Genomic DNA, 14,460 nt, shown 5'->3' with positions numbered 1-14,460 from the left:
GCGGCTTATGTCGAAGTTAAGAAAACTATTCTCCTTATTCATTCTTCCGCTGCTGTTTATGATTGTGCTGTCTGGATGTAAAGGAGAAAGTGTCGCAAATGAAAATATTGCGAAACGAATAAAAGAAGAACCGACAATTACCTGGGGCGTAAAATATGATACGCGTTTATTCGGCATGATGGATATCAAAACGCGTAAAGTTGAAGGCTTTGATATAGATATTGCTAAGGCTATCACAAAGGAGATTCTGGGTAAGGATGGTAAGGCAGAATTTGTTGAAGTAACTTCAAAAACAAGAATTCCGTTACTAAAAAATGGAAATATTGATGCGATCATTGCGACTATGACAATCACTGAAGATCGAAAAAAAGAGGTCGATTTTTCTGATATCTATTTTGATGCAGGACAAAGCTTGTTAGTTAAGAAGGGGAGTCACATCAAAGATATCAAAGATTTAACATCAGAAGACACTGTTCTTGCTGTTAAGGGATCGACTTCAACTATCAATATCCGGAAACATGCACCAGAAGCAAATATTCTTGAGCTCGAGAATTATGCAGAAGCATTTACAGCATTGCAGTCTGGACAAGGTCAAGCAATGACGACAGACAATGCGATCTTATTAGGGATGGCATCAGAAAATGACAATTATGAGTTAACCGGCGGCACTTTCACAAATGAACCGTATGGAATTGCCATTAATAAAGGACAGGATGATTTTGTAAAGGAAGTAAATACTGCGCTACACAAGATGCATGATAATGGCACCTACAATAAAATTTTCGAAAAATGGTTCCCTAAAGATGCAGAAGGTCGAGCGAAGAAGGGAGCGCAGTTCTAATGACACAATTATTTCAAACATTTTCCGCTGATTTTGTCAGCGGGTTCAAGTATACAATCTATGCAAGTTTATTAGCTTTGGTTTTTAGTTTGATCATCGGGACATTGATGGCAATCTTGCAGCTGTCTCACAATCGAATTATTCGCAGTTTAGCGAAGGCCTATGTTGCATTTTTCCGAAATATCCCATTGTTGATCATTGTAATGTTTTTTTATGTCGTAGCTCCAATGTATTTTTACAGCTTTGATGGTTTTCAGGCGGGTACGATCGGACTAACAATTTATACTTCAGCATTCATAGCCGAGACTGTCCGTTCGGGGATTCAAACTGTCCCTAATGGGCAAATGGAAGCAGGATTATCTTCCGGATTCTCTTATTCTGAGACAATGCGGTATATAGTGCTGCCGCAAGCCTTCAAAATCGTTGTACCTCCATTGGGAAATCAATTTATCAATTTGATTAAAAACTCATCGATTTTGGCAATGGTAGCGGGCTTGGACTTGATGTATCAAGGAGATTTAATCGCCAGCACGACTTTTAACACGTTCGATACGTACATTATTGTTGGGGTGTTTTATTTGATCCTGACGTTGCCATTGTCTTATCTAATGAACTATTTAGATAAACATTGGTCAAATGCCTAGAAGGGAAGGAGTAAAAGAATATGAGTGAAGCTTTTTCATGGATTAATTTGCGATTTCTTTTAGATGGGCTATGGGTGACGATTCAAGTTTCAGTTGTCTCAATCATTTTTAGTATGGTTCTTGGAGGGGTAGCGGGAACAGTAAGGTATAGTAATGTTCCGATTCTTTCACGAGTCGTCGGTATCATCGTTGACATCATTCGGAACTTACCATTGTTACTGATTATTTTCTTTACCTACTTTGCTTTACCACAAATTGGGATTAAGCTGAACATCTTTTGGGCAGCTGTTGCTGCATTAACGATATTCGAATCAGCGATGCTATCAGAAATATTTCGTGCCGGCTTGAACGCTGTACCGATTGGTCAAACCGAAGCAGGGATGTCCTCAGGTTTGACCTATGTTCAAACACTGACAATGATTGTCATGCCACAAGCGTTCAAATCAATGCTACCGGCAATTTTGAGTCAGTTGATTTCTCTAATTAAAGATACATCGTTAGCTGTCATTATCTCATTACCAGAACTGACCCATAACGCCAAAATTATTTACGGACAAAATACTAATTATGTCATTCCAATGTTTATTGCGATGACCGCCATGTATTTTGTCGTTTGTTACTTACTATCACTGCTTTCTAACTTTTTGGAAACGAGCAAATACAACTATTAAAATAGCGAAGATCTCCCGGCTTAAATTGCGGGAGGCCTTCGCCTTTTTATTTGTTCACTCTTTTTCATTTTCAGTTTTTCGTTCAGTTTCTTTCATAGCTGGATCTTCATAAATGGCACCAGCTTCTGTTTTACCAAGTTTTTCTAAGATACCTGGTTCATGGTTATCTTTTCTGTGCTCTTTCTTTTTTTCCGCTTCTTTTTCAGTTGCTTTGATTGCGGGATCTTGATTACGATCACCGGCTGAAACTTTACCCATATTTTCGGTTAGTTCTTTTTTATCCATTTTATCCACCTCTCTCTACAATAGTTTAGCACTGATTGTTATTCCATTCAAAAGAAAACGCTTTTTATAAGACAGGGCTCTGGGGCTTGAAATATTTTGATAAAAAGTGGAAAATAGGATGGTACTTGTAACGAGATAGGATGATTATTTTGTCAAATGAACGACCAATTGGATTTATCGACTCTGGCGTAGGCGGTTTGACGGTAGTCAAAGAAGCGATGCGTCAGCTTCCGAATGAAGAGATATTATATCTTGGGGATACGGCCCGATGCCCGTATGGACCACGACCAGCTGAGCAAATTATAGAGTTTACTTGGCAGATGACTCGTTTTTTATTGAAGAAAAATATTAAAATGCTTGTGATCGCATGTAATACAGCGACTGCAGTAGCCTTGGATGAAATCAAAAAGAACATTGATATTCCTGTAATCGGTGTGATCCAACCCGGCTCACGTGCTGCATTAAAAGCCAGCAATACGGGACGCGTAGGTATCATCGGGACATTAGGAACAGTCAAGAGTGGTTCTTATAAGCATGAGTTGCAGGAAAAAGCTCCAGATACTCATGTATCAAGTCTGGCTTGTCCAAAATTTGTACCTATTGTTGAAAGTAATCAGTTCAATAGTTCAGTAGCAAAAAAAATAGTTTCTCAAACTCTGGCTCCATTAAAAAAAGAGAAATTGGATACATTGATTTTAGGATGTACCCACTATCCCTTGTTGCGTCCGATAATTCAAAACGAGATCGGACAGCAGGTGACATTGATTGATTCAGGAGCAGAAACCGTCAACGATGTCAGCACTTTACTGGACTATTTCAATCTAAATAATTATGAACGAGAAGAAAAAAAGAAAAGGACTTTTTACACGACAGGATCACCTAAAATGTTTAAAGATATTGCGGGCGACTGGTTGAGTATTACGAATTTGAATGTAGCTCATATTGAATTAGGAGGAGAATAATTTGCGACATGATGGAAGAACAGTTCAGCAGTTGAGACCGATTAAGATCGAAACAAATGTTTTTAAACATCCAGAAGGCTCAGTTGTCATCTCATTTGGCGACACGAAAGTGATTTGTTCAGCAACGCTGGAGGAATCTGTACCTCCCTTTTTAAGAGGGAGTGGAACTGGCTGGGTAACCGCTGAATACAGTATGCTACCAAGAGCGACAAATACGCGTAATCGTCGCGAAAGCGCTAAGGGAAAGTTAAGTGGAAGAACAATGGAGATTCAACGTCTGATTGGCAGGTCTTTACGTGCTGTGATCGATTTAGAGAAATTAGGTGAACGCAGTTTCATTGTTGATTGTGATGTAATCCAAGCGGATGGCGGAACCAGAACTGCTAGTATCACTGGAGGTTTCGTTGCTTTACGTTTAGCAATCAATAAATTATTGGCTGTTGGCGAATTAGTTGAGGATCCAATTAAAGAACACTTAGCTGCCATCAGTGTTGGTATGCTGCCAGATGGAACCGTTGTGACTGATCTGGATTATCAAGAGGATTCTTCGGCTGCCGTAGATATGAATCTTGTAATGACCGAATCAGGTCGTTTTGTTGAGATTCAAGGAACTGGCGAAGAAGCGACTTTTGACGATACTGAGTTGAATGCGTTGATTTTACACGGGAAAGCAGGGATTGAAGAACTGATCACTTATCAAAAAGAAGTCCTTTTTCCAAACATTGAAACGGAAGATAAAACCATTGTAATCGCTACGCGTAATCCTGGAAAAGCGAAAGAATTCGCAGCACTATTCGCAAAAGAAGGCTATCAAACGAAAACGCTATTAGATTATCCTGATTTACCCGATGTGGAAGAAACAGGAAAGACATTCGAAGAAAATGCTCGCTTAAAAGCTGAAACCATCGCTCATATTTTGCAGCAACCAGTATTAGCAGATGATTCCGGCCTAGTTGTGGATGCTCTGAACGGAATGCCTGGGATTTTCTCTGCCCGCTTTGCAGGTGAACGAAAAAGCGATGCGGCTAATAATGCAAAATTACTGCATGAGTTGACTGATATACCAGACAAAAAAAGAACTGCTCGTTTTCATTGCACATTAGTTTTTGCAGCACCACGAAAAGAAAGTTTAGTAGTCGAAGCGGATTGGGAGGGGCGAATCGCTCGTATTCCACAAGGAGACAATGGTTTTGGCTATGATCCATTATTTATTGTTCCTGAGTACAATAAGACATCAGCTGAATTAACAGCTGAAGAGAAAAACGATATCAGTCATCGCGGGATGGCCGTAAAGGAATTAGAAGGAACCTGGAAAGAATGGCTGGAGGAGAATAAATGAAATATTTAGTTGTTAGCGATAATCATGGTGACCGCAGTATTTTAGTGGAAATCGTCAATCGTTACGTTGGAATGGTAGATCACATGTTTCATTGTGGAGACTCTGAATTAAAATCAAATGATGAATTGTGGGAACATTTTACAGTGGTTACTGGAAACTGTGATTATGATCCAGGGTACAAAAAAGAGCAAATCATCACGATCGGAGACGATATCATTTTTATGACACATGGACATCTTTCGAATGTGCGCTTTGGTCTTACAATGCTTTCACTGCAAGCAGAAGAGATCGGTGCAAATATTGCCTTATTTGGACATATTCATCAAGCTGTAGCTGAACTAGATAAAGATATCCTATTTGTAAATCCGGGCAGTATCTCACAACCTCGAGGCCCTGTTCGAATCCCTAGTTATGCTATTATTGATAGTGAAAACACGAGATACCGTATTCAATATTATAATCGTGCTCATCAACCGATCGAAGAATTAGCGGTAGATTTTGAACGTTAGTTCCTAATTTTTATTAAACATTTGGAGAAACAACGCTTTCTTTTAGCTGTTAAGGTAAAATAAAGAAGAAGACATTAGAACGGAGGCGTCATATGATTAGTCCCGCGATTGAACAATTAATGAAGGAACATGAGGAGACCATGGTGATTCCAGCGGAAAATGTTGCTAACGTGATGAAGGAACATCCATTAGAACATGCTTTACTGCTTTTATCACAAGCTGGATATTCAACGATTCCAGTTTTAGATAAGGAAGATCATTTTGTTGGTCTGTTAAGCTTGAATGATATTGTAAAAAAAATGCTTGGGATCGATGGTATTGATACATCCAATTTGGAGGAATTGACGGTTGCAGATGTTATGAAGACAGATGTAGCGGTAATGCGTCCAGACGCTGAATTAGAAGACGTTCTACATTTGTTAGTAGATGCATCATTCTTACCTGTTTTAGATCACGAAGGTGTATTTTGCGGAATTGTGACTCGGCGTGAGATTCTGAAAGCAGTGAATTATACCTTTCACGTGTTTGAGCGAAAGAATCCGGAAGCAAAATTGATTTTACATGCGAATTCAACGAACTGATCATTGAGCTAGCAAAAACTAATACGATTAATACAGACTTCACGTTCATTTTTTGATGTGAAGTCTTTTTTTATTTAGAATATTTTTAATGCTTGTTACTGTTTATGTGCTCTCATAGAAAGATGAATTTTGTTGATACAGATTGATTGACATTCTAATTCAGGAGTGATATTTTTTAACGAGTGTTTAAACAGGAATCATTACGATTAAGCTCGGAAGAAAGAGTAGGAGAAGCTAAATGGCTAAAAAATCGAAAATTGTAAAGATGCAAAAACAACAGGCTATGATCGCCCAATACGCAGAACAACGCTTAGCTTTAAAGGCTGCAGGAGATTACGAAGGATTAGCAAAATTACCGCGTGATTCAAACCCTAACCGACTGAAAAATCGCGATCAGATTGATGGTCGCCCAAGGGGATATATGCGAAAATTTGGGATGTCTCGTATAAAATTCCGTGAACTGGCTCATAAAGGTCAAATCCCTGGCGTTAAGAAGGCTAGTTGGTAAAAAAGAAATAAAGTGGTCCAAATGGTAGAGCTTTCTTTTTCTAATTTTGTTAAACTGAAGAGACAAAGCAGAAGGGAGCGATAGAATGAAAACAGCATTATTTGTTTTGTTGGATCAATATGCCGATTGGGAAGGCGCCTATTTAATGAGCCTTCTAAATCAAAGAGATAATTGGCAGGTAAAGACAGCTTCAAACTTGCCGCAAGTAGAATCCATCGGTGGGATCCAAACGACGATTGATCTGAATCTATCAAAAATCGATCAAATGTATCATTTGTTAGTTTTGATCGGTGGTAATTCTTGGAACATCCACAGCCAGGAGCTTTATGCAATCATTGAACAGCAATTATCACACGATTTGCCAGTGGCTGCGATTTGCGGCGCGGTAGATTATCTAGCACTTCATGGTTTTTTAGAAGGCTACAGGCATACTGGAAATGCTCGTTTTCTTTGGAAAGATTTTCCAAACTATCAGACGCCCGAAAACTTTATTGAGAGACAAGCTGTCAGTGATCGAAACCTTGTTACCGCAAACGGCACCGCTGCACTAGATTTTACCGAATTTGCTCTGCAATTGATTGGTGACAGTCTGATTGAAGCAAAGAGGGAAGTGGATTTGTATCGTTTGGGATTCTATGGTTATCGTGAAAAATATGGAAATCCATTTGTATAATAAATAACGAAGCTCACTTCATGTGATTATGAAGTGAGCTTCGTTATTTTCCTATTGCAATCGGATTGTTTGGAATGGAAAAGCCGTTCTGAGTTAATATTTTAACGTAGGCTGTTAAGAACTCTTCCTGTAGTTTATATTGTTTTCCGTTTGTTACATATAAAATGGTCCGAATTGCGTAATTACTGTTGCCCAAGTCAACCATACCAAAGAGCGTTGGTCCATCAAAAATTTCATCTTTAAAATCATCAGCAAGTTTCTGATTTGCTTCATCTATTAAGCGACTGATCTTATCAAAACCTTCATCTGGTTGTATCCGAATATCAACTTTCACCTGCATATGGGCGCGAGATAGATTGCTAATCGTCGTAATATTTCGATTGGGAATAAAGTGGACAGTCCCATCAGCAGATTTCATCTGTAGCATACGTATACCAACCGAAGTAACAGTTCCTTCAATCTGTAAATTCGCCAAACGAATATAATCACCAACATCGATCTGCTGCTCCATAATAATGAAAAAACCAGTAATGATATCATTCGTAAAGCCTTGAGCTCCTAACCCAATGGCGATACCTGCAATTCCTGCTCCGGCCAAAAGTGAACCAACAGGAATTCCCAATGTATCCAAAATTGAGTAAAGAAAAAAGAAAAAAAGTGTATAAGAAAAGATATTTACCGTCAATGCATGGATTGTTTCAATCCTTGTTGCATTGTCAGTCATTTTTTTCTTTTGTCGTTCGAAGGATTGATTGATTAAAAAGCTGCCGATTTTTCTGATTAAATAAAATAAGATAAGAACCGCTATGATCGTCAACCCTTTTTGTATCAGAATTGAAAATACACGATCCCAGTCGATTGCCTGCCAGTATTTTTGCCAGGCAGATAGTTGTTCAGTCGCTTGATCCACCACGTTAATATTGCTGGAATCAACTGTCTGCGTTGAATATAAAAACATAAGCCACTCCTATAGATTAATAAAAATAGTGTAACAATCTTTCGCTTTTCTGTCGACCAAGATAATGAAATCATAAATTTCTTATAATTGAAAAAAATCATGACAATGATGAAAGAAAATGATAGACTAGCATTTAAATAAGAGGGGGATGATAGAATGGTGAATATAAAATGGGAAGAACTAGGCTTTGATTATATGAAAACGCCTTTTCGCTATATTTCTCATTGGAAAAATGGTCAATGGGATGAAGGCGTATTAACAGAGGATAATACGATCACTATTAATGAAGGCTCGACCTGTCTTCATTACGGTCAAGAATGTTTTGAAGGATTAAAGGCTTATCGCCGAAAAGATGGAAAAATCAATTTATTTCGACCAGATGAAAATTCTAAACGTTTGAATAAAAGCGCTGAACGTCTGCAGATGCCAGCAGTTCCAGAAGATAAATTTATTGATGCGGTCAAACAGGTAGTGCGCGCTAACGATGAATATGTTCCGCCTTACGGCACAGGAGCGACATTATATTTACGACCTTATCTCATCGGGGTGGGGCCTAATATCGGAATTATTCCAGCACCAGAATATATATTTGGCGTATTTTGTATGCCGGTGGGACCTTACTTCAAAGGTGGATTGACTCCAAGTAATTTTATTGTGTCTGAATACGATCGCGCAGCACCATTTGGTACAGGGGCTGCTAAGGTTGGCGGAAATTACGCCGCGAGTTTATTGCCCGGACAAATTGCACATGATCGCAACTTTTCTGATTGTATCTATTTGGACCCGGCTACGCATACGAAAATAGAAGAAGTCGGTTCAGCCAATTTCTTTGGAATAACGCATGATAATCAGTTCATCACACCAAAATCACCTTCAATCTTACCAAGTATCACAAAATATTCATTACTATATTTGGCAAAAGAACGTTTTGGCCTAGAAGCGATTGAAGGAGACGTTCGCTTAGACGAGCTTGACAAATTTGCTGAAGCTGGTGCATGCGGAACAGCTGCAATTATCGCGCCAATTGCAGGGATACAAAACGGTGATGATTTCCATGTGTTTTATAGTGAGACAGAAACTGGTCCTATTACAAAGAAATTATATGATGAGTTAGTAGGAATTCAATTTGGGGATTTTGAAGCTCCTGATGGTTGGATCTTCGAAGTGTAAGTTTTAGAGGTCAGAGGGAGAAAAATGACTATTATCTGGAGTGTTTTAGGGGGATTAGTTTTACTATTTTTGGCTTTATGGTCTTGTCTTGCACACATTCATTATGTTAATAAGTACCATTGAATCACCGGTCAAGCGAATACTTTTCGCTATACTAATGGGGATTTTGGAAATCTTTTGAGTTTACAACTATTAATCAGTACAAACTTTTTACGGAAAATACTTAACAAAAATAAAGAATACGAACAGTTTACTTATTGAAAACAAAGTGAACTGTTCGTATTCTTTATTTAACAAATTACCAAAAAAGAAGTGTGTCGAAAAACAACACATCTCAAATCATTAACTTAAATGAACGCCCTTGTCGACGTAAATTATGTCACCAATGATTCCAGTTGCTAATGGACTAAGTAAAAAGGCACAAGAGTTTCCGACTTCTTCAATCGTAACGGCTACCTTATCTGGTGTCCGTTCTTCAGATAGATTCAGTAATGATTGATAATCTTTTACGCCTGTTACAGCTAAAGTTTTAATCGCACCTGCTGAGATCGCATTTACTCGAATGTTTTTCGGTGCTAGTTCAGTCGCCAAGTAGCGAACCTCTGCCTCTAGTGCAGCTTTAGCGATCCCCATCATATTGTAGTTCGGGATCGAACGTTCAGAACCCATGTAAGTCATTGTCACTATACTTCCGCCGGCGGTCATTAATGGAGCTGCATATTTTGAGACAGCTAATAGAGAGTAAGCACTGATATCCTGAGCTAATTGGAAACCATCCCGAGTGATCTCAGTTACGTTACCAGATAATTCCTCTTTGTTAGCAAATGCAATTGAGTGAACTAGTCCATCAATCGAACCAACTTTCTCTTTGATTGCATTGAAGGCTGCTTCGATTTTTTCATCACTCGCAACATCCAGCTCAAACATGCTAGCTTCTTCACCAACTAATTTTACCAAATTTTTTTTCATACGATCGTTTTGGTAAGTATAGATGACTTCTGCTCCTTGATCAGCAATGGCTTTCGCACATCCCCAAGCGATACTTTTTTTATTGGCTACGCCAGTCACGATAATTTTTTTTTCAGCTAAAATAGACATTAAATGACACACTCCTAAATAATATAAAAAATAATATGCTCTCATTATGTTGGAAAAAGCTTTGATTGTCAAACTATTTTTTTGATTATTCCAATACACCTTGATAAAACTACTAGAATATGATAGTTTGATAATCAAATAAAATATTCATAGAGGTGCAGAATGGAAAAAATTATGAATGTCGAAGAAATTATGGCTGCGATCCCAAATCGCTTTCCCATTTATTATTTAGATGCAGTCACGGAATTTGAAGATGAAAAACATATTACGGCAGTAAAAAATTTAACGATGAATGAAGACTTTTTCCAAGGCTATTTTCCAGGTGAGCCGATCATGCCAGGAACATTGATTGTTGAAGCCTTAGCGCAAGCTGGTTCATTACTGATTCTAAAATCGGCCGCATTTGAAGGAAAGACCGCTTATATCGGTGGTATCAACAAAGCAAACTTTTTAGAATTTGTTCGACCGGGAGATGTTTTATTCTTAAATTTTGACATTCAAAAAGTCAAGGGACCCGTGGGAACAGCCAAAGCGTGGGCGACAGTAGAAGAAAAAGTAGTGACAGAGTGCGAATTCACCTTCATCGTAGGGGATAAAGAGCAGAAAAAATAGCGTACACAAAAAAGAGCCAAAATCTCTCTTGAGATTTTGGCTCTTTTAGCAATTATTTCTTAGGTTCTTGTAAAACTTTGACTTCAGTTACTTTGACTGGGTCGACAGGTGTAGATTTTTCGCCAGAACCACTGTCTTTCACTTCTCCGCCTGCAATCTTGTCAACAACATCCATGCCTTCAATGACTTGTCCAAAGACAGTATATTCACCATCAAGACTTGGAGCTCCGCCTTTTTTATAGGCCTCGATGATTTTTTCAGGGTAATATTGGATCGCTAAACCATCACTTTGATCCTCATTGTTGGTTACGATGAAAAACTGGCTGCCGTTGCTGCTGCGCGATTCAGAACGAGCCATCGAAAGGGCTCCGCGAATATTATAAAGCTGTTTGGAATCTTCGGTTTTGAAGCCTTTTTTCCAAATGCTTTCGCCACCAGTACCGTCACCTTTAGGATCGCCGCCTTGAATCATAAAGTCTTTGATCACACGATGGAAAGGGGTATCTTTGTAGTACCCATCTTTTGCATGCTTAACAAAATTTTCCACGGCTTTTGGTGCTTGTTTTGGAAATAGTTTGATTTTAACGCTGCCTTCCGTTGTAACAAGTTCAACCAAATATTCGTCGTCTGTTACTTTGTCGTTCAATTGGGGCAGATCCAATTTATTTAAATCTACACTAGATTCTGTGGTTTTTGCGGTACTTTCTTTTGTATCCTTGGTTGAGTTATCGCTGCCGCAAGCTGCGAATAGACCGATTGACAAGGCTAAACTTGCACCGATCATCAATTTTTTGAAATGCATGACATTCTCCTTTTAAAGTTATTATCATCCTTATGATAACAAACTTTTTCAAGAGTTCCTATGAAAAAAGGGTGATTTTTTGCTTCAAAAAATTTATTAAAGGATGGAAATAAAAAAGAGAGGTCACTTGACCTCTCTTAATGTCTATACTTGTTTCTATAGGTTAGCAAATTTTTCTAACAAACGAATCATTTGGCAAGTAAAACCATATTCGTTGTCATACCAAGCGACAGTTTTAACTAATTGGTAATCGCCTGCTGAAGTTACTTCAGTTTGAGTTGGATCGAAGATTGATCCTTGAGTAGTACCAATAACGTCACCTGAAACGATTTCGCGATCATCATAGCCAAATGATGGGTTATCAACGGTATGCTTTTTGATTGCTTCGTTTACTTGGTCTGCAGTTACTTTTGTTTTAAGTACTGAAACCAATTCAGTTAATGAACCATCAACAACGGGAACACGTTGCGCATGTCCTTGTAATTTTCCGTTCAATTCTGGAATTACTAAGCCAATTGCTTTAGCAGCACCAGTTGAATGTGGAATAGTATTGTCAGCAGCAGAACGTGCAGCACGTAAGTTGCCGCCTTTAACTGGTCCATCTAATAGCATTTGTGTTGAAGTGTAAGCATGAACAGTTGTCATTGTACCAACTTCAATACCGAATTCTTCATTTAAGAAGTAAGCCATAGGGGCTAGGCAGTTGGTTGTACAAGAACCTGCTGAAATAATTTTATCGTTAGAATCTAAAGTATCATCATTTACGTTGTAAACAATTGTTTTCATTTGGCCAGCAGGAGCTGAGATAACGACGCGTTTCACACCAGCATCAATATGTGCTTGTGCTTTTTCTTCTGAAGTATAGAAACCTGTACATTCAAGCACGATATCTACACCATTTTCTTTAGCCCATGGAATTTTGCTTGCATCTGGTTCAGCGTATACACGAGTTTTTTCGCCGTCAACAACGATTGAATCTTCTGTTGCAGTAACTGTTCCGGGATATGTGCCATGTGTTGAATCAAATTGTAATAATTGTGCCAACATTGTAGGACTTGTAAGATCGTTGATTGCTACTACTTCTATATCGTCAGATACTTCTTTAATCCGACGGAAAGCTAAACGACCAATACGTCCAAATCCGTTAATACCTACTTTTACTGTCATAACCAAAAGTTCCTCCTTTTTAATATCAAGCAAAGCTTGATGCCTTACATTTTTTATTTTGCAACGCATCAATTTTTTTGTCAAAAGATATTACCTGAGAAAAAGTATTAAAGTTCAATCACTAAAAAAGTATTAATCTAACTACTTTTTTTAAAGCTTCTATCAATAAGAATGGACTTTTTCCATTAATCTAGCTACAATAAACGAGACTTTGTTTAATGTGGAGATTCATTAGTCATTAGAATAAAGAGAGAAGGAGGACACGAAGATGTCCATGTTTTTAGATCAAGTAACGATCGATGTTAAAGCTGGAAAGGGCGGCGACGGGATGGTTGCCTTTCGTCGTGAAAAATATGTACCAGATGGCGGACCAGCTGGTGGTGATGGTGGACGAGGAGGCGATGTCATTTTAGTGGTTGACGAAGGTTTGCGAACTTTAATGGATTTTCGTTACAATCGTCATTTTAAAGCCACTCCTGGAGAGAATGGAATGAGCAAAGGCATGCACGGGCGTGGAGCAGAAGATACTTATGTTAGTGTTCCCCCAGGTACGACAGTTCGTGATGCGGACACTGGTGCTTTGATTGGGGACTTAATTGAAAATGGTCAAGAATTGGTTGTTGCTCATGGTGGACGAGGTGGACGCGGGAATACCCGTTTCGCTTCTCCGAGAAACCCTGCACCTGAGTTAGCTGAAAATGGCGAGCCGGGTCAAGAACGTAACATTGAATTAGAATTGAAGGTCTTGGCAGATGTCGGTCTAGTCGGCTTTCCTTCAGTGGGAAAATCAACGGTTCTTTCTGTAATTTCGTCTGCGCGGCCTAAAATTGGTGCGTATCACTTTACAACTTTGGTTCCTAATTTAGGAATGGTGACTACTAGTGATGGGCGCAGTTTTGCCGCTGCTGATCTACCAGGTTTGATCGAAGGAGCGTCACAAGGAGTTGGTTTAGGAACACAATTTTTACGTCATATCGAACGTACAAGAGTCATTTTGCACGTAATAGATATGAGTGGGATGGAAGGTCGCGAACCCTATGAAGACTATCTTGCAATCAATAAAGAATTGGGTTCGCATAATCTACGCTTATTAGAGCGGCCGCAAATTATCGTAGCCAATAAAATGGATATGCCTAATGCTGAAGAGAACTTGAAGAAGTTTAAGGAACAGCTACAAAAGGATAAAGAAGATGAGTTTGGTGAAGATATTCCGGTTTTTGCAATCTCAGCGATTACGAAGCAAGGTTTAGATAGTCTATTGAACGCTGCCGCTGATTTGTTGGAGGTTACACCAGAATTCTTATTATATGATGAAGAGGTTGAAGAGGATACTGTGAATTATGGCTTCCAATCCAATGAGCCAGAATTTACGATCACGCGCGAACCAGATGCTACTTGGGTGCTGAGTGGAGAAAAACTAGAAAAACTATTTAAGATGACCAATTTCGATCATGACGAAACCGTCATGCGCTTTGCACGGCAGCTTCGGTCAATGGGAGTTGATGAAGCTTTACGAGCTCGTGGAGCAAAAGATGGTGATCTTGTACGGATAGACAAGTTTGAGTTTGAATTCGTAGATTAAGATAAGAAGAAAAAGTATTATTAATTGATCAAAGTACTGCAAATCATTTTGCAGTACT

Annotated in this window: 17 protein-coding genes; 12 read left to right on the top strand and 5 right to left on the bottom strand. The window is 38.8% G+C overall.

The annotated features are described in order from the left end of the window. Window positions 1–7 precede the first annotated feature (7 nt). Genes AC4J95_RS15515 through AC4J95_RS15505 form a run of 3 tightly spaced genes read left to right on the top strand, consistent with a single transcriptional unit; the run spans window position 8 to window position 2,156 of the window. Entirely contained in the window at window positions 8–841 is an 834-nt protein-coding gene (locus AC4J95_RS15515; protein WP_494550642.1) for a transporter substrate-binding domain-containing protein, read from the top strand. Continuing rightward, complete coding sequence (locus AC4J95_RS15510; RefSeq protein ID WP_316404095.1) at window positions 841–1,485, top strand: amino acid ABC transporter permease; 645 nt, start codon at window positions 841–843, stop codon at window positions 1,483–1,485. The genes AC4J95_RS15515 and AC4J95_RS15510 overlap by 1 nt, the downstream gene beginning before the upstream one ends. 20 nt (window positions 1,486–1,505) lie before the next feature. Continuing rightward, complete coding sequence (locus tag AC4J95_RS15505; protein WP_316404094.1) at window positions 1,506–2,156, top strand: amino acid ABC transporter permease; 651 nt, start codon at window positions 1,506–1,508, stop codon at window positions 2,154–2,156. Window positions 2,157–2,210: 54 nt separating this feature from the next. Here the strand turns inward: AC4J95_RS15505 and AC4J95_RS15500 are convergent, their stop codons facing one another. Then, the gene (locus AC4J95_RS15500) at window positions 2,211–2,441 is read right to left on the bottom strand and encodes a hypothetical protein (RefSeq protein ID WP_494550641.1); all 231 of its coding nucleotides are present in this window, start codon (window positions 2,439–2,441) and stop codon (window positions 2,211–2,213) included. Between the two features lie 140 nt (window positions 2,442–2,581). On the opposite strand from AC4J95_RS15500, the gene racE reads away from it, so the two are divergent. From racE to AC4J95_RS15470, 6 genes are all read left to right on the top strand, one after another. Continuing rightward, window positions 2,582–3,403, top strand: a complete 822-nt coding sequence (gene racE, locus AC4J95_RS15495) for a glutamate racemase (protein WP_494550640.1) — start codon at window positions 2,582–2,584, stop codon at window positions 3,401–3,403. Between the two features lies 1 nt (window position 3,404). After that, window positions 3,405–4,742, top strand: a complete 1,338-nt coding sequence (gene rph / locus AC4J95_RS15490; protein WP_494550639.1) for a ribonuclease PH — start codon at window positions 3,405–3,407, stop codon at window positions 4,740–4,742. After that, window positions 4,739–5,251 (top strand): metallophosphoesterase, encoded by a 513-nt coding sequence (locus AC4J95_RS15485; RefSeq protein ID WP_494550638.1) that lies wholly within the window; start codon window positions 4,739–4,741, stop codon window positions 5,249–5,251. Before rph ends, AC4J95_RS15485 begins: the two co-directional genes overlap by 4 nt. A 92-nt stretch (window positions 5,252–5,343) precedes the next feature. Next, entirely contained in the window at window positions 5,344–5,832 is a 489-nt protein-coding gene (cbpB, locus tag AC4J95_RS15480) for a cyclic-di-AMP-binding protein CbpB (protein WP_494550637.1), read from the top strand. Between the two features lie 238 nt (window positions 5,833–6,070). Continuing rightward, on the top strand, window positions 6,071–6,340 hold the full coding sequence (gene rpsN / locus AC4J95_RS15475; protein WP_494550636.1) for a 30S ribosomal protein S14: 270 nt from the start codon (window positions 6,071–6,073) through the stop codon (window positions 6,338–6,340). Between the two features lie 85 nt (window positions 6,341–6,425). Beyond that, window positions 6,426–7,013 carry a DJ-1/PfpI family protein gene (locus AC4J95_RS15470; RefSeq protein ID WP_494550635.1) on the top strand — a complete coding sequence of 196 codons (588 nt, stop codon included), beginning with the start codon at window positions 6,426–6,428 and terminating at the stop codon, window positions 7,011–7,013. Between the two features lie 43 nt (window positions 7,014–7,056). Here the strand turns inward: AC4J95_RS15470 and AC4J95_RS15465 are convergent, their stop codons facing one another. Next, window positions 7,057–7,971 (bottom strand): mechanosensitive ion channel family protein, encoded by a 915-nt coding sequence (locus AC4J95_RS15465; RefSeq protein ID WP_316404085.1) that lies wholly within the window; start codon window positions 7,969–7,971, stop codon window positions 7,057–7,059. A 156-nt stretch (window positions 7,972–8,127) separates the two neighbouring features. On the opposite strand from AC4J95_RS15465, the gene AC4J95_RS15460 reads away from it, so the two are divergent. Continuing rightward, complete coding sequence (locus tag AC4J95_RS15460; protein WP_494550634.1) at window positions 8,128–9,141, top strand: branched-chain amino acid aminotransferase; 1,014 nt, start codon at window positions 8,128–8,130, stop codon at window positions 9,139–9,141. A 342-nt stretch (window positions 9,142–9,483) separates the two neighbouring features. Here AC4J95_RS15460 and fabI read toward each other — a convergent pair whose 3' ends face one another. Then, complete coding sequence (gene fabI / locus AC4J95_RS15455; protein WP_494550633.1) at window positions 9,484–10,239, bottom strand: enoyl-ACP reductase FabI; 756 nt, start codon at window positions 10,237–10,239, stop codon at window positions 9,484–9,486. A 162-nt stretch (window positions 10,240–10,401) separates the two neighbouring features. Between fabI and fabZ the strand changes: the two genes are divergently transcribed. Then, on the top strand, window positions 10,402–10,851 hold the full coding sequence (gene fabZ, locus AC4J95_RS15450; RefSeq protein WP_316404080.1) for a 3-hydroxyacyl-ACP dehydratase FabZ: 450 nt from the start codon (window positions 10,402–10,404) through the stop codon (window positions 10,849–10,851). Window positions 10,852–10,903: 52 nt separating this feature from the next. On the opposite strand, the gene AC4J95_RS15445 is transcribed toward fabZ, so the two are convergent. Together AC4J95_RS15445 and gap are read right to left on the bottom strand one after the other, a co-directional pair. Then, window positions 10,904–11,653, bottom strand: a complete 750-nt coding sequence (locus AC4J95_RS15445; protein WP_494550632.1) for a peptidylprolyl isomerase — start codon at window positions 11,651–11,653, stop codon at window positions 10,904–10,906. Window positions 11,654–11,809: 156 nt separating this feature from the next. Beyond that, a complete protein-coding gene (gap, locus tag AC4J95_RS15440; protein ID WP_316404077.1) occupies window positions 11,810–12,820 on the bottom strand; it encodes a type I glyceraldehyde-3-phosphate dehydrogenase in 1,011 nt (336 codons plus the stop codon). A gap of 268 nt (window positions 12,821–13,088) precedes the next feature. On the opposite strand from gap, the gene obgE reads away from it, so the two are divergent. After that, window positions 13,089–14,402: a GTPase ObgE gene (obgE, locus tag AC4J95_RS15435; protein WP_494550631.1), complete on the top strand. Its 1,314-nt coding sequence runs from the start codon at window positions 13,089–13,091 to the stop codon at window positions 14,400–14,402. Window positions 14,403–14,460 lie beyond the last annotated feature (58 nt).

The sequence above is a fragment of the Enterococcus sp. GPZ-007 genome, from assembly GCF_059374735.1.
The sequence above is the reverse complement of the archived record's forward strand: the minus strand, read 5'-3'. Positions and strand labels throughout refer to the sequence as shown.

Bases quoted from the DNA above. Each gene is read 5' to 3' on its own strand.
- AC4J95_RS15515 (WP_494550642.1), top strand. From the start codon at position 8: ATGTCGAAGTTAAGAAAACTATTCTCCTTATTCATTCTTCCGCTGCTG.
- AC4J95_RS15510 (WP_316404095.1), top strand. From the start codon at position 841: ATGACACAATTATTTCAAACATTTTCCGCTGATTTTGTCAGCGGGTTC.
- AC4J95_RS15505 (WP_316404094.1), top strand. From the start codon at position 1,506: ATGAGTGAAGCTTTTTCATGGATTAATTTGCGATTTCTTTTAGATGGG.
- AC4J95_RS15500 (WP_494550641.1), bottom strand. From the start codon at position 2,441: ATGGATAAAAAAGAACTAACCGAAAATATGGGTAAAGTTTCAGCCGGT.
- racE (WP_494550640.1), top strand. From the start codon at position 2,582: ATGATTATTTTGTCAAATGAACGACCAATTGGATTTATCGACTCTGGC.
- AC4J95_RS15485 (WP_494550638.1), top strand. From the start codon at position 4,739: ATGAAATATTTAGTTGTTAGCGATAATCATGGTGACCGCAGTATTTTA.
- cbpB (WP_494550637.1), top strand. From the start codon at position 5,344: ATGATTAGTCCCGCGATTGAACAATTAATGAAGGAACATGAGGAGACC.
- rpsN (WP_494550636.1), top strand. From the start codon at position 6,071: ATGGCTAAAAAATCGAAAATTGTAAAGATGCAAAAACAACAGGCTATG.
- AC4J95_RS15470 (WP_494550635.1), top strand. From the start codon at position 6,426: ATGAAAACAGCATTATTTGTTTTGTTGGATCAATATGCCGATTGGGAA.
- AC4J95_RS15465 (WP_316404085.1), bottom strand. From the start codon at position 7,971: ATGTTTTTATATTCAACGCAGACAGTTGATTCCAGCAATATTAACGTG.
- AC4J95_RS15460 (WP_494550634.1), top strand. From the start codon at position 8,128: ATGGTGAATATAAAATGGGAAGAACTAGGCTTTGATTATATGAAAACG.
- fabI (WP_494550633.1), bottom strand. From the start codon at position 10,239: ATGTCTATTTTAGCTGAAAAAAAAATTATCGTGACTGGCGTAGCCAAT.
- fabZ (WP_316404080.1), top strand. From the start codon at position 10,402: ATGGAAAAAATTATGAATGTCGAAGAAATTATGGCTGCGATCCCAAAT.
- AC4J95_RS15445 (WP_494550632.1), bottom strand. From the start codon at position 11,653: ATGCATTTCAAAAAATTGATGATCGGTGCAAGTTTAGCCTTGTCAATC.
- gap (WP_316404077.1), bottom strand. From the start codon at position 12,820: ATGACAGTAAAAGTAGGTATTAACGGATTTGGACGTATTGGTCGTTTA.
- obgE (WP_494550631.1), top strand. From the start codon at position 13,089: ATGTCCATGTTTTTAGATCAAGTAACGATCGATGTTAAAGCTGGAAAG.